The sequence below is a fragment of the Gordonia hongkongensis genome (genome assembly GCF_023078355.1).
In the GTDB taxonomy this organism is placed as follows: domain Bacteria; phylum Actinomycetota; class Actinomycetes; order Mycobacteriales; family Mycobacteriaceae; genus Gordonia; species Gordonia hongkongensis.
Genome location: NZ_CP095552.1, coordinates 2104852 through 2123715, shown reverse-complemented (window position 1 = coordinate 2123715; position 18864 = coordinate 2104852). Strand labels below are relative to the sequence as shown.

Genomic DNA, 18864 nt, shown 5'->3' with positions numbered 1-18864 from the left:
ACCGGCGCGGACACGACAGCTAGGTGAGGTCGAAGACCTGTCCCTGGCTGACGAGCTCCGTCGGACCGGAGAACGTGCTGCGGGCCTCGGCGAGGATCTCCGCCGAATCGGACCACGGGGCGACGTGGGTGATCGCGAGTGTTCGGACGTTCGCCTTGGTCGCGGCCTCCCCCGCCTCGATGCCCGACATGTGCAGATCCGGTGGGCGCTCCGAGGGCGCATGGGTCCACGACGCCTCGCACAGGAACAGGTCGGCGTCGGCCGCGAGGTCGATGAGTTCGTCGCACGGCGCGGTGTCTCCGCTGTAGGCGATGACCTGGCCGTCGGGACCGGTGATCCGCAGACCGAAGGTGTCGGGCGGATGATTGACGTTCATCGCCCGGATTCGCATCCCGCCCAGGGTGATCTCCTGGTCGTCGCTCCACTCGTGGACGTCGAAGGTGTCGGTGATGTCGTCGAGCTGTCCGGGGAATTCCGACGACCCGTAGCCGATCCGGAGGGCGGTGCCGGGTGGGCCGTAGAGCGGCGCCCGCCGCCGTGCCGGCTGTGGTGCGTACCGACGCCAGACGAGCATCGCGGGCAGATCGAGGCAGTGATCGGCGTGGAGATGACTGAGGACGACGGCGACATTGTTGGGGTCGGTGACGCGCTGCAGTTCGCCGAAGACACCCGGGCCGCAGTCCACGAGGACCGGTTGTTCACCGGGTACGGAGAGCAGGTAGCCGGAGCACGCGGCTCCCGGTCCGCCCACACTGCCCGAGCACCCGAGGACCGTGAGACGCATAGGCCCCACTGTGCCACGATTCCGCGCGCGGGCGGCGGCATACGGGTCACAAGTGCGCGGCGATGCGCGGTTGACCCCTCACACGTGCTGCACGGCTCCGATCACCGGCCCCAGGAATCGGTTCGACAGTTTCGCGAAGAGCTCCGGGTCACCGGTCGCCTGGAAGACGCGGGTGGCGTCGCGGCCGGTGTGCGGGTGCAGCAGGTCGGCCTCGGTGAGGACCCGGAAGAGGTCTTTCGCCGTCTCCTCCGCGCTCGACACCAGGGTGACCTCGTCGCCCATCGCCAGCTGGATGACCCCGGACAGCAGCGGGTAGTGGGTGCAGCCGAGGACCACGGTGTCCACGCCGGCCTGCTGCAGTGGTTCGAGGTAGCCCTGCGCGAGCCCGAGGATCTGTCGGCCGCTGGTGATCCCGCGTTCGACGAAGTCGACGAACCGCGGACAGGGCACCGCGGTGATCACCGCATCGCGTGCCGCCGCGAACGAATCCTGATATGCCCGTGAGAAAATCGTCGCCTCGGTGCCCAGCACGCCGATTCGGCCCGTCTTGGTGGCGACCACCGCGCGGCGCACCGCCGGCAGCACGACTTCGATGACCGGGATGGGGGCGTATCGCTCGCGCGCGTCGCGGAGGCAGGCGGCCGAGGCGGTGTTGCAGGCGATGACGATGGCCTTGACCCCTCGCTCGGCGAGGTCGTCGCCGATCGCGAGGGCGTGGCGTCGGATCTCGGGGATCGTCAGCGGACCGTACGGCCCGTTGGCCGTGTCGCCGATGTAGACGATGTCCTCGTCCGGCAACAGATCGATGATCGCGCGCGCCACCGTCAGTCCCCCGACACCCGAGTCGAAGATCCCGATGGGTGCGTCCTGGCCGCCCGCCGGGATTATGGCGCAACCCCCGGTGCGGTGACCGCCGGCTTCCGTCGATCCCGGGCCGCGAGTGCCCACGCCGCGAACACGCCGGCGATCGCGCCGAACAGGTGGGCCTGCCAGGAGACCAGGGGATCCGAGGGCAGGACGCCCCACAGGATCGATCCGTACACGAGGAACAGCACAAGGCCGCCGAGGATCTGCCACAGATCGCGGTTGAACAGGCCGCGGACGATGAGGAAGGTGAGCCAGCCGAACACGATGCCCGACGCCCCGACGGTGATCGAGTACGGCGCTGCGAACAGCCACACACCGACCCCCGACACCACCCAGATGATGCCGGTGACGATGAGGAACCGCCGCGTCATCAACACGAGAAAGCACAGCACCGCGCCGGGCATCAGGTTGGCGAACAGGTGTTGCCAGTCGCCGTGCAGCATCGGCGCCCACAGGATGCCGTCCAGTCCGTCGACCTGTCGTGGTTCGATGCCGTTCTGGTCGAGGTCGTAGTGGGTCGCCACGTCGATGGCCTCGATGACGAACAGCACCGCGACGATGCACGCGGTGATGATCGCCGAACGCAGCCACAGCGGACGCGCGCGTCGCGCGGGCTGCTGCCCGACCGGCGGGGTGTACGAGCTCATGGCTGGAAAGTCCTCGGTAGCGGGGTCAGGCCCAGAGCTGGCCTTCGAGTGCCTGCTCCGCGTCGTCGAGACTACCTTCGTACGCCCCGGTCGACAGATACTTCCATCCCGCGTCGGGCACGACGAAGCCGATGTCGGCGCGGGTCCCGGCCTTCAGTGCCCGTCGGCCGATACCGCGCGCGGCCTGCAGGATCGCACCGGTGGAGATCCCCGCGAAGATGCCCTCGAGGTCGATCAGTTCCCGCACCCGCGCGACCGCGTCGACGCCGGTCACCGAGAAGCGGCGGGTCAGCACCGAGTCGTCGTAGAGCTCGGGGATGAAACCCTCGTCGATGTTGCGCAGGCCGTAGACCTCGTCGCCGTACCGGGGTTCGGCGGCGACGATCTCGATATCGGGGTTGCGTTCGCGCAGGAACCGCCCGACGCCCATCAGCGTTCCGGTCGTGCCGAGCCCGGCGACGAAGTGGGTGATCTCGGGCAGGTCGGCGTACAACTCGGGGCCGGTGCCCTCGTAATGCGCCGCGACGTTCGCCGCGTTGCCGTACTGGTAGAGCATCACCCAGTCGGGATTGTCCGCGGCGAGGCCCTTGGCCACCGCGACCGCGGTGTTGGAGCCGCCCGCCGCGGGTGAGGAGATGACCTGCGCGCCGAACATCCGCAACAGCGAGCGCCGTTCCTCCGAGGTGTTCTCGGGCATCACGCAGATCAGTTGATAGCCCTTGAGTTTCGCCGCCATCGCGAGCGAGATGCCGGTGTTGCCGCTCGTGGGTTCGAGGATCGTCGAGCCCGGCCGCAGCAATCCGTCGCGTTCGGCCTGTTCGATCATCCGCAGCGCGGGGCGGTCCTTGATGGATCCGGTCGGGTTCCGGTCCTCGAGCTTGGCCCACAGGCGGACGTGCGGGCCCTCGTCGGAGTCGTCCCAGCGCGGCGAGAGCCGTTGCAGACCGATGAGCGGGGTGTTGCCGACCGAGTCGATCAGGGAGTCGTAGCGGGCCACGCTCAGCCGCCGGCGACCGCGGGCAGGATGGTCACCTCGTCACCGTCGTCGATCGGGGTGTCGAGGCCGCCGGAGAATCGCACGTCCTCGTCGTTGACGTAGATGTTGACGAACCGGTGCAGTTTGGCGGTGCCGTTCTCGTCGGGCGCGACGAGTCGTTCCTTCAGCCCGGCGTTGCCCGTCTCGAGGTCGTCGATCAGGGCGGCCAGCGTCGAACCCGACCCCTCGACGCGCTTCTCCCCGCCGGTGTGAGTACGCAGGATCGTCGGGATGGATACGGTGACAGACATGCTCAGCTCCTGATCTCGATCTCTTCTTCGGTGACCGCACCGTCGACGATGCGATAGCTACGGATCTCGGCGGTCTCGGGGTCGCGCGTGGACACCAGCACGTAATGGGCGCCGGGCTCGCCGGCGTAGGAGATGTCGGTGCGGCTCGGGTACGCCTCGGTGGCGGTGTGCGAGTGATAGATCACGACGGGTTCCTCGTCACGGCGGTCCATCTCCCGCCAGACCGCGAGCTGCTCGGCCGAGTCGAAACGATAGAAGGTCGGCGACCGCTCGGCGTTGATCATCGCGATGAAACGCTGCGGATCGTCGGAACCCTCCGGCCCGGCGATCACCCCGCAGGCCTCGTCGGGATGGTCGGCGCGCGCGTGCGCGACCATGGCGTCGACCAGCTCCTGCCCGATCTTCAGCATCGGTGTCGCATTCTCCTGTCCAGACGTGTCCACACCCGGGACCCCGGGGTTCCCCGAGGCGCAACATCGTCGCCGCGGCACCTATTCCGTTCGCCGTTCGCGACGACCCCGGTCAGCGGAACGCCGACGGCGCCGTCTGTGCGTAGGTGGGGATCGATGCGACCGGTTCCGCCGCGAGGACCGCGTTCACGATGGCCTGCTGGACGACGTCGGCCGCGGCCCGGCACACCTCGGCGACCACGGCGACGTCGGCATGCATACCCGCCGGCGCCGGCACCGGTGTCGACGGCCGGGCCGCACCCGTGGCGATGCCGAAGATCGTGTCCCCGTCGAGCGGCGAGTGCGCGGGCCTGATCGCCCGCCCGAGACCGTCGTGTCCGGCCATCGCCAGCCGCTTGGTCATCGGCGCGTCGAGCGCGGCATCGGTGGCCACGACACCGATCGTCGTGTTGAGCACGGTGTGCTTCGCCGCGAGGTCGGCGAGCGAGTCGATGTCGGCGGCCGACGGCCGGCGCAACCCCAGGCGGCCCAGTTCGGTCTCGCCGAGGTCCCACGGCAGCCCGGTCTGCGGGTCGATGACCGCCCCGACCGGGTTGGCGACCATCACTGCGCCGACGGTGATGCCGGCCGCGGGACCGGCGTCGAACGTCATCGACGCCGTCCCGACCCCGCCCTTGAGCGCGCCGGCCCGGGCGCCGACACCCGCACCCACACACCCGACGGCGAATTCCGTGTCCGCTGCGCGGACCGCGTCCACTCCGAAGTCCGCGTCGGGTCGGTGGTCCCAGGCACCGACGGGGAGGTCGAAGATCACCGCGGCGGGGACGATCGGCACCACGTGCCCGCGGTCGTCGAGCGGGAGTCCGATCCCGTCGGCCTCGAGCGCGCGCATGACCCCGTCGGCGGTGGCCAGTCCGTAGGCACTACCTCCGCTGAGCACGATGGCGTGCGCGGTCTGGACCGTGTTCGACGGGTCGAGGAGATCGGTTTCGCGGGTACCCGGACCGCCACCGCGGACGTCGACGGCGGCGATGGCGCCCGGCGCCGACACCCGTACGACGGTGGTCCCGGTGGCCCACCCGTGACCGTCGGGGGCCTCCGGTGCACCGGCGACCCGGGCGTCGGGGTCGACGCGGTGCGCGTGCCCGACGGCGAGGCCGGCGATGTCGGTGATGCGATTGCCGGCCGGGGCCGGTCGGCCGAGTGTGCTCACGAGACCCCTGACGTCGAAGCGGACGAAGTTCCCGAACGGAACCCTAGATCACATCAGGGCTTCGACGAGGAGGTCCTGCATCACCGTGAGCCAGTGGTAGACGTCGAGATGCGCCGCATGCGGGTGGTCGGGTGGCAACTGCTCGGGCGTGTCCTCGGAGATCCCGAGCATCGCGCCGAGTGCCAGTCGCACGTCGTTGAGCGAGGTGAGCCACGCCGCGGCCTCGTCGGGAGTCAGGGCGAAGTCCCCGCCGCCGGCCGGCAGGGTGTCGAGCAACACCCGGGCGGCGCCGAGCTTGGCGTCGATGATCTGTGGTTCGTGCACGCTCCGCAGCGCCGAGTTCAGTTCGCCGTTGACGACCTCGGCGGAGAGTTCGTCGTCCTGGTCGGGCCGGTGGAAATCCGGGAGGAGACGGCCCAGGGTCACATCGTCGGGTGCCTGCGAGTGCCCGACGTCGATACCGGTCAGCCTCGCGAGGTCGTCGCGGGGCGCGGAATCGGCTCGTTCGGTGAGCAATTCGCACATCGACGTGACCATCGACGCGAGCAGCTCTGCTTCGTGCGCGTCGAGTTGCGATGCGATGCGCATCGTCTCGCCGCGCCCCTTGCGTTTCCAGGTGCGCACGCGTCTCAGTGTGCCTGCCGCGCCGCGAAGGCCGACCGACCGGTTCGGAGTCGTCCGCGGCCGGTCCGGGTCACGAATCCCGCTGCATCGTCGCCCACAGCCCCGCGGCGTGCAGCTTCGCGACGTCGGCCTCGACCTTGTCCCGGTCTCCGGAGGACACCACTGCCCTGCCCTCGGTGTGGACCTGCATCATCAGTTCGTTGGCGCGGGACTCGGAGTAGCCGAAGATCTTCTGGAAGACGAAGGTGACGTACCGCATCAGATTGACCGGGTCGTCCCACACGATCGTCATCCAGGGCTTGTCGAGTCCCGCCGCGCCGTCGGCGACCTCTGGTTCGGCAACCGCCGTACCGCCGGGGGTAGCCTCGTGCGCACGAGTTTCGTCAGGCGCCATGAGGACAGGGTAGGCGATTGTGAGCAACGACAACACCGCGCTGCTGACCGATCAGTACGAACTGACGATGGTCGCAGCGGCACTTCGCCACCCGGTTGCGCACCGCCAGTGCGCATTCGAGGTCTTCGCGCGCCGCCTCCCCGACGGCCGGCGCTATGGCGTGGTGGCCGGAACCGGCCGCGTTCTCGACGAACTCGCAGCGTTCCGGTTCGGCGACGAGGAGATCGCCGTGGTCGAGCGATTCCTCGACGCGGACACGGTGGCCTGGCTGCGGGACTACCGGTTCTCCGGTGACATCGACGGTTACCGGGAGGGCGAACTCTACTTCCCCGGTTCGCCGATCCTCACCGTCCGCGCGCCCTTCGCGGAGGGGGTCCTGCTCGAGACCCTGATCCTCTCGATCCTCAACCACGACAGCGCGATCGCGTCGGCCGCGGCCCGCATGGTCAGCGCGGCCGGGTCGCGCCCGATCATCGAGATGGGCTCGCGGCGCACCCATGAGCGCGCCGCGGTCGCCAGTGCGCGCGCCGCCTACATCGCCGGCGTCGCCGCCACCTCAAACCTCGAGGCGGCCCGGAGCTTCGGCGTGCCCAGCGCCGGCACCGCCGCCCACGCCTTCACCCTCGGTTTCACCGGCCCGGACGGGCCCGACGAGAAGGCCGCGTTCGCCGCGCAGATCGAGGCCCTCGGGATCGGTACCACGCTGCTTGTCGACACCTACGACATCACCCAGGGCGTGCGCAACGCCATCGAGGTGGCCGGCCCCGGACTCGGTGCCGTGCGCATCGACTCCGGCGACCTCGGGGTGCTGGCGCGCCAGGTCCGCGCGCAACTCGACGACCTGGGCGCGACGGAGACGAAGATCGTCGTGTCCGGCGATCTCGACGAGTACGCGATCGCCTCGCTGCGCGCCGAGCCGGTCGACACCTACGGGGTCGGGACATCCCTGGTCACCGGGAGCGGGGCGCCGACGGCGGGGATGGTCTACAAACTCGTCGAGGTCGACGGCCTGCCGGTCGCCAAACGGGCGAGTCACAAGGAGTCACGCGGCGGCGCCAAGTCGGCCGTGCGGGCGGCCCGGTCCAGCGGCACGATCGTCGAGGAGATCGTGTATCGCGCCGACGGCACCCGCCCCGCGCCGGACGGGCTCGGCATCCGGGACCTGCAGATCCCGCTCGTCCGCGGTGGGACGCCCGTGGCGTCGCTGCCCACTCTCACCGATGCCCGCGCGCACCTCGCGGCCGGCCTGGTCAGCTTGCCCTGGGAGGGTCTCGGCCTGTCCCATGGAGATCCCGCGGTTCCGACCCGCTACGAGCTCGGCTGACCGCACCCCGACGCCCGGAACCGATGTCCCCCGACGACAGGAGAATTGGATGAGCGCCGAACGCAGCGACGGCACCCGTCCCGCCGACGCGCTGATCGTCGTCGACGTGCAGAACGACTTCTGCGAGGGCGGCGCCCTCGGGGTGAACGGTGGCGCCGCGGTCGCACGGGCGGTCACGTCGATCCTCGACGAATACCAGACCGTCGTCGCGACCCGCGACTATCACATCGACCCCGGTGCGCACTTCTCCGACGACCCCGATTACGTCGACACCTGGCCACCGCACTGCCGCGTCGGCACCGACGGTGTCGCGTTCCACCGCGAATTCGACGCCGCGGCGGCGCACGAGGTCTTCTCCAAGGGCGAGTACAGCGCCGCATACTCCGGCTTCGAGGGCGCGGCCGCCGACGGCTCCACCCTCGCCGTGTGGTTGCGGGAACGGAAGGTGAAGTCGGTCGACATCGTCGGCATCGCCACCGACCACTGCGTGCGGGCAACCGCGCTCGACGCCGTGGAGGCCGGTTTCAGCACCCGCGTCCTCCTCAACTTCACCGCCGGTGTCGCGCCCGAGACGACGTCGAAGGCTCTCTCGGCGCTGCGGCAGGCGGGTGTCGAACTCGTGGGCGACCTGCTCTACGACGGGTCGAGTCGGACCGGGTAGCAGCGCCGCGGTCCCGACCACGATCCCGATCTCGACAGCGGGAACCGACCGGGCCCGCGATACGTCTGAAAGAACACCGTTCCCGCGCACGGCGAACCCAGCAAGGACAACCGGAACACACCTCATGCCCAACACACCCCCGGTGACCGACCTTCTCGACGCGGCGGTCACCGCACTCGGCGGTCACCGCCGCGGCGGTCAGGTCGCGATGGCCTCCGCGGTGGCGCATGCCATCGACACCGGCGAGCATCTCGCGGTCCAGGCCGGCACCGGCACCGGCAAGTCGCTGGCCTACCTCGTGCCGGCCATCCGGCACGCCGTCGAGAGCGGCCGCACCGTCGTGGTGTCCACCGCGACGATCGCGTTGCAGCGCCAGCTCATCGAGCGCGATCTCCCCCGCCTGGCCACGGCGCTGAAGAAGCCGATCGGCCGCGAGCCCACCTTCGCAATTCTCAAAGGGCGCGGAAACTATCTGTGCCTGAACAAGATCCACTCCGGTACCGCCGACGAGCCGGACACCGAGCTGTTCGACCCGTTCGAGCTGTCGCGCACCGGCCGGGAGGTCACGCGTCTGCGGGAGTGGAGCAGCGAGACCGAGACCGGCGACCGGGACGACCTCGTCCCCGGCGTCTCCGACCGGTCGTGGCGACAGGTCAGCGTCACCGCCCGCGAGTGCCTGGGCGCGGCCAACTGCTCCTACGGCGAGGACTGCTTCGCCGAGCAGTCCCGCCGTCGGTCCGGGAAGGTCGACGTGGTGGTGACCAACCACGCGCTGCTGGCCATCAACGCCACGAGCCCGGCCAACGTCTTGCCCGAGCACGACGTCGTCGTCATCGACGAGGCCCACGAGCTCGTCGACCGGATGACGTCGGTGGCCACCGACGAACTGTCGGCGGCCTCGGTGGCGCTCGTCGCACGCCGGTGCGGGAAGCTCGTCGACGAGGAGACCGCCGACGCCCTCCTGGGCGCCGGTGAACAGCTGGGCGAATTGCTCGACAACGCGCCGATGCGCCAGTGGACCGGCCTGCCGTCCGACGCCACCGCTGTCCTCGTGATGCTGCGGGACCGGCTGTGGCAGGCGCGCACCGCGATCGGACCGGTACGGATGGCCGGCGCCGACGACGGCGCGGCGGCCGCCCGCTCGGCGGCCCTGACCTCACTCGAGGACATGCACGACACCGTCGTCCGCGTACTCGGTGCGTTCGACGAACCCGACGAGGCGAAGCGGCGCGACGTCGTGTGGGCGTCACTGGACACCTCACGCCGCGGGGCCGAGCCCCGGCCCATCCTGCACATCGCACCGCTGTCGGTCGGCGGCCTGCTGCGGGCCTCCCTGTTCGCCGACGCCACGGTCATCCTGACCTCGGCGACCCTCACGATCGGCGGCTCCTTCGACGCCCTCGCCGCGACCTGGGGACTCCCGGCATCGGGGCGCGGGACCGACCGTCCGGTGACAGACGAGACGAGCCCCGCAGCGGGGTCGAGCACAGCCGACGTCACCGCCAGCGGGAAGGCGGTCCCGTCCGATTCGGGTTCGGCACGCTGGACCGGCCTCGATGCCGGCTCGCCCTTCGACTATCCGCGGTCGGCGATCCTCTACGTCGCACGTCACCTCCCCCGACCCGACCGCTCGGGCATCTCGTCGCGGACGATGGACGAGATCGCCGAGCTCGTGAACTCCGCCGGCGGACGCACGCTCGGTCTGTTCTCCTCGATGCGCGCGGCGCGCGAAGCCGCCGACGCGATCCGCGACCGCACCGACCACCCGGTGCTGTGCCAGGGTGGCGACACGACGTCCACCCTGGTCCGGCGGTTCGCCGACGACCCGGCGACCTGCCTGTTCGGCACCTTGTCCCTGTGGCAGGGGGTCGACGTGCCGGGCCCGTCGTTGAGCCTCGTGCTCATCGACCGCATCCCCTTCCCTCGTCCCGACGATCCGCTGCTGACCGCCCGGCAGCGTGCGGTCGATGCGCGCGGCGGCAACGGATTCCTGTCGGTGGCGGCCAACCACGCCGCGCTGCTGCTCGCCCAGGGCGCCGGCCGCCTGCTGCGTTCGGTCGACGACCGCGGGGTCGTCGCGGTCCTCGACTCCCGACTGGCCACGGCGGGGTACGGCGGTTATCTGCTCGCGTCGCTGCCCCCGATGTGGCGTACCACCGACCCCGCGGTCGTCCGTTCGGCACTGACCCGATTGACCGATCCCGCCCGTTCGGTGGGCTGACCTCGACCGACCCCGCCGCGCCCCGCCCGCCCGACACGGCGGGCGATCCATGACAAGACAATCCCGTCCGCGGGGCACTAGGTTGGGTACCGGTGATACCAACGAAGGCGAGACCGACAGCGCACCCCGGCCACTCACGGGAGCTGACGACAGGAGGCTCCACGTGATCGGGCGCATGGGTATCGACGACATCGCACCCCTTGTGTCAGCGGGCCAGCAACCTGCCAAAGCCGTTGTGGGAGAATACTTCCCGGTCAGTACCACGGCCTGGCGCGAAGGACACGACGCGCTCGGCGTCACACTGCACGTCGAGGCTCCGCGACGCGGGCCGTTCGATGTCCGGATGGTTCCCGCGCCGGAACCGGACACCTTCAACGCAGCCTTCGTCCCCGACGCCGTCGGATTCTGGTCGTACCGGATCGAGGCCTGGAGCGACCCCTACGCGACGTGGCGTTCGGCCGTTCTGAAGAAGCTCGACGCCGGGCAGGGCGCCGCCGACCTCGCCAACGACATCGAGACCGGCGCGCGGGTACTGGACACCGCAGCCGACCTGGTCGCCGGTGATGACCGAGAACTCCTGCTCGACGCCGCGCGCCAACTCCGGGCACGTCGGCGCCGTGTCGAGAACCGGGTGGGTCTGGCGGTCTCCGACGAGGTCGTCGAACTGCTGACCGCCCATCCCGTCCGCGAGCTCGTCACCAAGAGCCGTACCTACCGGGTGTGGGTCGATCGCAAGCGCGCACTGTTCGGCTCGTGGTACGAACTGTTCCCGCGCTCGACCGGCGGCTGGGACGGTGAGGGCAATCCCGTCCACGGCACGTTCCTCACCGCCGCCCAGGATCTGCCGCGCATCGCGGACATGGGCTTCGACGTCGTCTACCTGCCACCGATCCACCCGATCGGTGAGATCAACCGCAAGGGCCCCAACAACACCCTCGTCGCGGGACCCGAGGATGTCGGTTCGCCGTGGGCCATCGGATCATCCGACGGCGGGCACGACGCCATCCATCCCCTCCTCGGCACCGAGGAGGACTTCGAGTACTTCGTCGGCCGGGCTCGCGAACTCGGCCTCGAGGTCGCGCTCGATCTGGCCCTGCAGTGCGCACCGGATCATCCGTGGGCGCTCGAGCATCCGGAGTGGTTCACCACCCAGCCCGACGGCACCATCGCCTTCGCGGAGAACCCGCCGAAGAAGTACCAGGACATCTACCCGCTGAACTTCGACAACGACCGCAACGGCATCTACCGAGCGGTCCTCAAGGTCGTCCTGCACTGGGTCGGGCTCGGAGTCGACATCTTCCGCGTCGACAATCCGCACACCAAGCCGCCGAACTTCTGGGAGTGGCTGATCAGTGAGGTGAAGAAGCGCCACCCCGACGTGCTCTTCCTCTCCGAGTCCTTCACCCGGCCGGCGCGGCTCTACGGCCTCGCCCGGCTCGGCTTCAGCCAGAGCTACACCTACTTCACCTGGAAGACGCTGAAGTGGGAGCTCGAGCAGTTCGGCCGGGAGATCGCCGACCACGCCGACGAGGCCCGCCCCAACCTCTTCGTCAACACCCCCGACATCCTGCACGAGAGTCTTCAGCACGGCGGTCCGGGCATGTTCGCACTGCGCGCCGCGCTCGCCGCGACCCTGGCCCCAACATGGGGTGTCTACAGCGGATACGAGCTGTACGAGCACGTCGCCGTGACCGAGGGCAGCGAGGAGTACCTCAACTCGGAGAAGTACGAGCTGCGGCCCCGTGACTACAAGGCGGCGGCGAGCCGCGGCGAGTCGCTCGAGCCGTGGATCACCTCGCTGAACGAGATCCGGCGCCGGCACCCCGCACTGCAGCAGCTGCGCAACATCCATTTCCACCATGTCGACAACCCGTCGCTGATCGCCTACTCGAAGATCGACCCGGTGTCGGGCGACCGGGTCATCGTCGTGATCAACCTGAACCCGTTCGGTCCCGAGGACTCCACGGTCTGGCTCGACCTGCCGAAGCTCGGCTTCGAGTGGTACGACCGCTTCCCCGTCCGCGACGAGGTCTCCGGCGAGGAGTACTGGTGGGGCCAGGACAACTACGTCCGGCTCGAGCCATGGCGGGCGGTGGCGCACATCCTCGCCTTGCCGCCCCTCGAACCTGTTGCCGCACAACAGCTCGCCTATCGGATCCAGTGAGGTATCAGTGACCGATCGCACCGATCCGCCAGACCTGCCCGACCCCTACGCGACCGACCACGACCTGCGTCGGCTCGCGGCGCAGACCCATCCCGATCCACACGCCTTCCTCGGCGCCCACGACGCGCCCGGCGGCGCGACGATCCTGCGCACCCTGCGCCCGAACGCGATCTCGGTGTCGGTGGTCATCGGCGGAGTCGATCATCCGATGACCCGTCAGACCGACGACCTGTGGGTGGTCACCGTGCCGATGGCCGACCTGATGGACTACCGGTACCGCGTCGTCTACCCCGATTCCACCGGGGGCACGTCGGAATTCGTCGTGGCCGACGGTTACCGGTTCCTGCCGAGCCTCGGCGACGTCGACATCCATCTGTTCAGCGAGGGCCGCCACGAGGAACTGTGGAATGCCCTCGGTGCGCGGGTGACGTCGTACACGACCACCGACGGCGATGTGCACGGCACCGCCTTCTCCGTGTGGGCGCCGAATGCCCACGGTGTCACCGTGATCGGCGACTTCGACGACTGGACCGGGCGCGTTGCGCCGATGCGCAAGGTCGGGGTCAGCGGGGTGTGGGAGGTCTTCATCCCCGACGTCGGCGACGGGACCCACTACAAGTTCCGCGTCCATGGCGCCGACGGCGTCATCCGCGACAAGGCCGACCCCATGGCCTTCCGCACCAGCACGCCCCCGGCAACCGCGTCCCGGGTCACCGTGTCCGAACATGTCTGGACCGACGACGCGTGGATCGCGCGCCGGGAACGGTCCGCGCCCGAGCGTGAGCCGATGAGCGTCTACGAGGTCCACCTCGCGTCCTGGCGTCAGGGCCTCGGCTACCGCGAACTCGCGCACGAGCTGGCCGATTACGCCGTCGAGAAGGGCTTCACCCACGTCGAGTTCCTGCCCGTCGCCGAGCACCCGTTCGGCGGTTCCTGGGGTTACCAGGTCACGTCGTACTACGCGCCGACGGCGCGCTTCGGAACGCCCGACGACTTCCGCTACCTCGTCGATCACCTCCACTCCCGTGACATCGCCGTGATCGTCGACTGGGTGCCGGCCCACTTCCCCAAAGACGACTGGGCGCTCGCCCGATTCGACGGCACCCCGCTGTACGAGCACGCCGATCCGATGCGCGGCGAGCAGCTCGACTGGGGCACCTACGTCTTCGACTTCGGCCGGCACGAGGTCCGCAACTTCCTCGTGGCGAACGCCCTGTTCTGGTTCAGCGAGTTCCACATCGACGGTCTCCGCGTCGACGCGGTGGCCTCGATGCTCTACCTGGACTACTCACGACCGGCCGGGCAATGGCGCCCCAATGTGCACGGCGGTCGCGAGAACCTGGAGGCGGTGCAGTTCCTCCAGGAGACCAACGCGACTGTGCACAAACATTTCCCGGGCGTGATCACGGTGGCCGAGGAGTCGACCGCATGGCCGGGCGTGACCCGCATGACCGATCTCGGCGGGCTGGGGTTCAGCTTCAAGTGGAACATGGGCTGGATGCACGACACCCTCGACTACCTGTCCCGCGATCAGATCCACCGCAGCTTCCACCACCACGAGATCACCTTCTCGCTGGTGTACGCGTGGAGCGAGAATTTCGTGCTGCCGCTCTCCCACGACGAGGTCGTGCACGGCAAGGGCACCCTGTGGACGCGCATGCCGGGCGATTCGTTCGCCAAGGCCGCGGGCGTGCGGGTCTACCTCGCCTACATGTGGTCCCACCCCGGCAAGCAACTGCTGTTCATGGGACAGGAGTTCGGGCAGACCGGCGAATGGGCCGACAACCGGAGTCTGGACTGGCATCAGCTGGAGGGCTGGGAGGGCGAACTGCACTCCGGCATCTCGGCCCTCGTCACCGACCTGAACCGGATCTACCGGTCCCGACCGGCGCTGTACACCCAGGACATCGATTCACTGGGTTACGAGTGGATCGACGCCAACGACACCGCCAACAACGTGATCAGTTTCCTCCGGTACGGCACCGACGGATCGGTCGTCGCGTGCCTGTTCAACCTGAGCGGCTCCGACCGCGCCGACTATCAGGTCGGGTTGCCCTCGGCCGGGGTCTGGGACGAGATCCTCAACACCGATGCCGACGCCTACAGCGGTGCCGGGCGCGGCAACATGGGTTCGATCACGGCGGACGGGCCGTCCTATCACGGACGTCCCGTGTCGGCTCGGGTCATGCTGCCCGCCAACTCGGCGATCTGGCTGGTGCCGCGGGAGTAGTGGTGTGTCTCGGAATCAGTCGCCTGGTTCCGAAACACATCACTCAAACTCCCGCGGCAGTGGCCTCAGCCCGTCAGTAGAGGGCGCTGGCGAGCTTGCGGCGGGCGCTCACGACGAACTGCTCGGCGGGATCGAAGAGTTCGAACAGCTCGAGCAGCCGGGTGCGCGCCCGGGTGCGCTCCTCCCCCGCGGTCACGCGCACGACGTCGATGATGCGGTCGAACGCGGCTTCGGGCTGTTGGTTGAGCAGCAGGACGTCCGCGGCCGCGAGCTGCGCGTCGACGTCACGGGGGACGCCGACTCCACGATGGCGGGATCGTGCGCCTGCGCCCGCAGGATGAACTCGAGGTTCCGCGCGGCGGACACCGCTTCGAGGTTCTCCGGCTCGGCCTCGGCGATCGCCCGGTAGTCGGCGAGTGCGCCGTCGAAGTCGCCGTCGTTCAGCTTCGTCTCGGCGGCGACCAGCCTCGGGTCCTCGGGCTCCGGCTCGGGTGCGGGCCCGTCGGGAACGCCCGGGAGGATGTCGCCGATCTGGGCGAAGATGTCGTCGATCCACTGGGTGATCTCGGCCTCGGAGCGCACCCCGTTGAAGGCGGTCACCGGCTGTCCCTGCACGATCGCGACGACCATCGGGATCGACTGCACCCGGAACGCCTGTGCGATACGGGGATTGGCGTCGACGTCGACCTTCGCCAGCACCCAGCGCCCGCCCGACTGCGCGGCGAGGCGTTCGAGGACCGGCGACAACTGCTTACACGGCCCGCACCATTCCGCCCACAGGTCGATGACCACGAGCTGCTGCATCGACCGGTTGAGCACCTCGGCCTCGAACGTCTCCTCGGTGACGTCGAGGACCGCGGCCGCCGCGGTTCCCGCACCGGCGGCCGGCGATTGCCCGCCCTCGGCGGGCGGCTCACCGGGCGCGGCAGGTCGTGCTGCGGCCTGCGACTGGGCCCGTTGCGCTTGTGCGCGTTCGGCTTCGGCCCGCTCCTTGAGTACGCCGAGATCCACCGCGCCGGACATGGCCATGGCTGCTGCCGCCTGCTGTCGGGCCGCGGCGGCGGCCTGCTGACGATTGGTTGGTCGCGTCACCCCTCCAGTGTGTCACGACCGCCCACGCGGAATCAGACGACGTCGGGCGAACGCGTTCCGTCCGGCGCGGCGGTGCGCGTGCGGTCCGGGCGAACGACCGGCGCGAGCACGACGGCGAGGACGAGCGCCGCCACGGCCGCGAGCAACCCGGTGTTCAGCGAGGTCCGGCTGCTGATGAAGCCGACGACCGCGGGACCGGCGAGCATGCCGAGATAGCCGCATCCGACGACGGCGGAGATCGTCCGGCCGCTCGACTCCCCCGACAGATTGCCCGCCGCGGTGAAGATCTGCGGGATCAGCCCCGCCAGACCCAATCCGAACACGCCCCATCCCACGATGGCGAGGAGGGGTACGGGCGAGAGCACCGCGATCAGGATTCCGGCGGTGCCGAGCAGGCCGCCGTAGCGGACGACCGCCACCGGTCCCACCGACCCGACGACCGGATCGATGACGAATCGCGCAACGGTCATCGTCGCGCTGAACGCGCCGAACGCGATGGCGCCGACGGCTTCGGCGGAACCGAAGGTCTCGACCACGTGCAGTGCACTCCAGTCGTAGGCGGTGCCCTCGGCGAGCATGAGTGCGAACGCGACCACCGCCAGCAGGACCAGGCGGCGCCGGTCCACGGTGTGCCACCACTTCCCGGACGCGGGGCCGTCGGCGTCTGCACCGCGTGCACTCGCATCGTCGGTCCCCACCTCGCGACCAGCCAGACCGCGCGCGTTCCACGCCACGACGCCGATGCCGGCCGCCGCGGCGCAGGCCACGGTGAGGACGACACCGACGTCGGCCCACAGGGTTGCCGCGACCACTCCCGAACCCACGAGACTGCCCGACGAGAAGAACCCGTGGAACGACGACATGATCGGTCGGCCGTAGGCCCGTTCGACCACGACCGCCTGCGCGTTCATCGACACATCCAGGCAACCGTTGGCGAATCCGAAGGCGACGAGCGCGGCGGCGAGCGTCAGGGCGTCGGCGGCGAGCACCGGGGCGACGATGACCGCCGACAGCAGCAGCGCGGCACCGATCGTCACCGGCCGGGACCCCCGACGGTCGATCAGACGGCCGCAGACCTGCATGCCGACGAACGCCGACGCGCCGAGCAACAGCAACAGTCCGCCGAGTTGGTCGTGATCGACTCCGGTGCGCGCACTGATGACCGGGATGTGGGCCACCCACATCGCGGCGAGAAACCCGTTGAGCGCGAAGATCGCCCCGACGCTGCGGCGGGAGCGCCGGAGCGTCGGGGCGATCGAAGGCGGGATCGGGGCGGTCAGGCCGTGGCCTGCCTGGGCGCGCGGTCGGCGGACAGTTCGGCGAGATGGCCGTTACGGCGCGCCCACCACTCGAACACGATCGTGCCGAACGGCGGGAGGCTCGAGACCAGCGCCAGCAGGGTGACGATCGGGATTCCGATCCGCCGCGAACCCACCGGCAGCTCCCACTTCACCGCGTTCCACTTGAGCTGGATCGCTGTGATCAGAGCGACGACCACGAAGATCACGAAGACGATCCCGTGGATCATGCCCGGCTTGGCGATGGCCTCGTCGTCGTCGTTGACCCGCTTGACGACCATGGCGACCAGCAGGACCGCCCAGGTGATCGCCTCGGCGACGGCGACGAACCGGAAGCGCTTGGCGGGAGTGGTCAGGTCGAAGAATGACAGCATGGCCCTCATTGTGCCGAATCGGACAGCAAACTACTACAAGATGTCGTAGACATCTCGTTCGTTCAGGACTTCGGAACCCGGATGATCAGCGCGTCACCCTGGCCGCCGGCTCCACAGAGCGCGGCTGCACCGACGCCACCGCCCCGTCGCTTCAGCTCGAGCGCGACATGCAGCGCGACGCGCGCCCCGGAGGTCCCGATCGGATGTCCGACGGCGATCGCACCACCGTTGACATTGACGATCTCGGGATCGACGCCGAGCTGCTTGGTCGAGGACAGCCCGACCGCCGCGAAGGCCTCGTTGATCTCGATGAGGTCCAGGTCCGCGGGTGCGATGCCCTCGCGGTCACAGGCCTTGACGATCGCATTGGCCGGCTGCGCCTGCAGGCTGGAGTCCGGGCCGGCGACGACGCCGTGGGCGCCGATCTCGGCCAGCCACGTGACGCCCAGTTCCTCGGCCTTGGCCTTGCTCATCACCACGACGGCCGCCGCGCCGTCGGAGATCTGCGACGAGTTGCCCGCGGTGATCGTGCCGTCCTTGCGGAAGGCCGGCCGCAGCCCGGACAGCGACTCCACGGTGGTGTTGGCGCGAATCCCCTCGTCCTCGGCGAACTCGATCGGGTCGCCCTTACGCTGCGGGATGGCCACCGGCACGACCTCGTCGTCGAAGACGCCGTTCTTCCACGCGGCTGCGGCGAGCCGGTGGCTTCGTGCCGCGAACTCGTCCTGTTGCTCACGGGTGAACCCGTCGGCGTCGTTGCCCTGCTCGGTCAGCGCCCCCATCGGCTGATCGGTGAAGGCGTCGAAGAGCCCGTCGAAAGCCATGTGGTCGACGAGTTCGGTGTTGCCGTACTTGAAGCCGCCGCGGCTGTTGGGCAGGAGATGGGGCGCCTGGGTCATCGACTCCTGGCCGCCGGCGACGACGACGTCGAACTCTCCGGCCCGGATGAGCTGATCGGCCAGCGCGATCGCGTCGATCCCCGACAGACACATCTTGTTGATGGTCAGGGTCGGGACGTCCCAGCCGATACCGGCCTTGATCGCGGCCTGGCGGGCGGGCATCTGACCGGCCCCCGCGGTCAGCACCTGGCCCATGATCACGTACTCGACCTCGGATGCCGGAACGCCGGCCCGCTCGAGTGCGCCCTTGATGGCGACCGCGCCGAGATCGACCCCGCTGAAGTCCTTCAGGGAGCCCAGCAGGCGGCCGAAGGGGGTGCGTGCGCCGGCGACGATGACCGTGGTCTTGTCGGCAGTCGAAGTCATGAGGGAACC

At 69.5% G+C, this 18864-nt stretch carries 17 protein-coding genes and 1 pseudogene; 5 read left to right on the top strand and 13 right to left on the bottom strand.

Going from position 1 to position 18864, the window contains the following annotated elements; all coding sequences use genetic code 11:
- Positions 1-19: 19 nt before the first annotated feature.
- The 9 genes from MVF96_RS09615 to clpS form a co-directional block, all read right to left on the bottom strand.
- Positions 20-784, bottom strand: coding sequence for a cyclic nucleotide-degrading phosphodiesterase (locus MVF96_RS09615; RefSeq protein WP_058249993.1), 765 nt, complete (start codon positions 782-784; stop codon positions 20-22).
- 78 nt (positions 785-862) lie between these two features.
- Positions 863-1669: a glutamate racemase gene (gene murI / locus MVF96_RS09610; protein ID WP_203235942.1), complete on the bottom strand. Its 807-nt coding sequence runs from the start codon at positions 1667-1669 to the stop codon at positions 863-865.
- Entirely contained in the window at positions 1669-2298 is a 630-nt protein-coding gene (locus tag MVF96_RS09605) for a rhomboid family intramembrane serine protease (RefSeq protein WP_137810875.1), read from the bottom strand. Before MVF96_RS09605 ends, murI begins: the two co-directional genes overlap by 1 nt.
- Before the next feature lie 25 nt (positions 2299-2323).
- Complete coding sequence (locus MVF96_RS09600; protein ID WP_065629053.1) at positions 2324-3295, bottom strand: PLP-dependent cysteine synthase family protein; 972 nt, start codon at positions 3293-3295, stop codon at positions 2324-2326.
- Positions 3296-3297: 2 nt separating this feature from the next.
- Positions 3298-3585, bottom strand: coding sequence for a MoaD/ThiS family protein (locus MVF96_RS09595; protein WP_065629054.1), 288 nt, complete (start codon positions 3583-3585; stop codon positions 3298-3300).
- Between the two features lie 2 nt (positions 3586-3587).
- Positions 3588-3995, bottom strand: a complete 408-nt coding sequence (locus MVF96_RS09590; protein ID WP_065629055.1) for a M67 family metallopeptidase — start codon at positions 3993-3995, stop codon at positions 3588-3590.
- A 112-nt stretch (positions 3996-4107) separates the two neighbouring features.
- Positions 4108-5208 (bottom strand): P1 family peptidase, encoded by a 1101-nt coding sequence (locus tag MVF96_RS09585; RefSeq protein ID WP_159370588.1) that lies wholly within the window; start codon positions 5206-5208, stop codon positions 4108-4110.
- A gap of 48 nt (positions 5209-5256) precedes the next feature.
- Positions 5257-5832: an oxidative stress transcriptional regulator AosR gene (aosR, locus tag MVF96_RS09580; protein ID WP_137810879.1), complete on the bottom strand. Its 576-nt coding sequence runs from the start codon at positions 5830-5832 to the stop codon at positions 5257-5259.
- Between the two features lie 70 nt (positions 5833-5902).
- Positions 5903-6226 carry an ATP-dependent Clp protease adapter ClpS gene (clpS, locus tag MVF96_RS09575; RefSeq protein WP_033203522.1) on the bottom strand — a complete coding sequence of 108 codons (324 nt, stop codon included), beginning with the start codon at positions 6224-6226 and terminating at the stop codon, positions 5903-5905.
- A 19-nt stretch (positions 6227-6245) separates the two neighbouring features.
- Here clpS and MVF96_RS09570 point away from each other — a divergent pair, with 19 nt between their 5' ends.
- From MVF96_RS09570 to glgB, 5 genes are all read left to right on the top strand, one after another.
- Positions 6246-7550, top strand: a complete 1305-nt coding sequence (locus tag MVF96_RS09570) for a nicotinate phosphoribosyltransferase (RefSeq protein ID WP_065629058.1) — start codon at positions 6246-6248, stop codon at positions 7548-7550.
- Positions 7551-7599: 49 nt separating this feature from the next.
- Positions 7600-8211: an isochorismatase family protein gene (locus MVF96_RS09565; RefSeq protein ID WP_247451912.1), complete on the top strand. Its 612-nt coding sequence runs from the start codon at positions 7600-7602 to the stop codon at positions 8209-8211.
- A 124-nt stretch (positions 8212-8335) separates the two neighbouring features.
- Entirely contained in the window at positions 8336-10432 is a 2097-nt protein-coding gene (locus tag MVF96_RS09560; RefSeq protein ID WP_247451911.1) for an ATP-dependent DNA helicase, read from the top strand.
- A 163-nt stretch (positions 10433-10595) separates the two neighbouring features.
- A complete protein-coding gene (locus MVF96_RS09555; protein WP_058249983.1) occupies positions 10596-12596 on the top strand; it encodes a maltotransferase domain-containing protein in 2001 nt (666 codons plus the stop codon).
- A 7-nt stretch (positions 12597-12603) separates the two neighbouring features.
- Complete coding sequence (gene glgB / locus MVF96_RS09550) at positions 12604-14826, top strand: 1,4-alpha-glucan branching protein GlgB (RefSeq protein ID WP_159370585.1); 2223 nt, start codon at positions 12604-12606, stop codon at positions 14824-14826.
- Between the two features lie 73 nt (positions 14827-14899).
- On the opposite strand, the pseudogene MVF96_RS09545 reads toward glgB, so the two are convergent.
- From MVF96_RS09545 to MVF96_RS09530, 4 genes and pseudogenes are all read right to left on the bottom strand, one after another.
- A pseudogene (locus tag MVF96_RS09545) lies at positions 14900-15855 on the bottom strand (tetratricopeptide repeat protein).
- A 95-nt stretch (positions 15856-15950) separates the two neighbouring features.
- Entirely contained in the window at positions 15951-17102 is a 1152-nt protein-coding gene (locus tag MVF96_RS09540) for an MFS transporter (protein ID WP_203235917.1), read from the bottom strand.
- 92 nt (positions 17103-17194) lie between these two features.
- Positions 17195-17590, bottom strand: coding sequence for a DUF3817 domain-containing protein (locus MVF96_RS09535; protein WP_058249980.1), 396 nt, complete (start codon positions 17588-17590; stop codon positions 17195-17197).
- Between the two features lie 62 nt (positions 17591-17652).
- Positions 17653-18855, bottom strand: coding sequence for an acetyl-CoA C-acetyltransferase (locus MVF96_RS09530; RefSeq protein ID WP_065629062.1), 1203 nt, complete (start codon positions 18853-18855; stop codon positions 17653-17655).
- Positions 18856-18864 lie beyond the last annotated feature (9 nt).

Coding starts and splice junctions, on each gene's coding strand:
- MVF96_RS09615 (WP_058249993.1), bottom strand. CDS start 784: ATGCGTCTCACGGTCCTCGGGTGCTCGGGCAGTGTGGGCGGACCGGGA.
- MVF96_RS09605 (WP_137810875.1), bottom strand. CDS start 2,298: ATGAGCTCGTACACCCCGCCGGTCGGGCAGCAGCCCGCGCGACGCGCG.
- MVF96_RS09595 (WP_065629054.1), bottom strand. CDS start 3,585: ATGTCTGTCACCGTATCCATCCCGACGATCCTGCGTACTCACACCGGC.
- MVF96_RS09590 (WP_065629055.1), bottom strand. CDS start 3,995: ATGCTGAAGATCGGGCAGGAGCTGGTCGACGCCATGGTCGCGCACGCG.
- clpS (WP_033203522.1), bottom strand. CDS start 6,226: ATGGCGCCTGACGAAACTCGTGCGCACGAGGCTACCCCCGGCGGTACG.
- MVF96_RS09565 (WP_247451912.1), top strand. CDS start 7,600: ATGAGCGCCGAACGCAGCGACGGCACCCGTCCCGCCGACGCGCTGATC.
- MVF96_RS09560 (WP_247451911.1), top strand. CDS start 8,336: ATGCCCAACACACCCCCGGTGACCGACCTTCTCGACGCGGCGGTCACC.
- MVF96_RS09540 (WP_203235917.1), bottom strand. CDS start 17,102: ATGTGGGTGGCCCACATCCCGGTCATCAGTGCGCGCACCGGAGTCGAT.
- MVF96_RS09535 (WP_058249980.1), bottom strand. CDS start 17,590: ATGCTGTCATTCTTCGACCTGACCACTCCCGCCAAGCGCTTCCGGTTC.
- MVF96_RS09530 (WP_065629062.1), bottom strand. CDS start 18,855: ATGACTTCGACTGCCGACAAGACCACGGTCATCGTCGCCGGCGCACGC.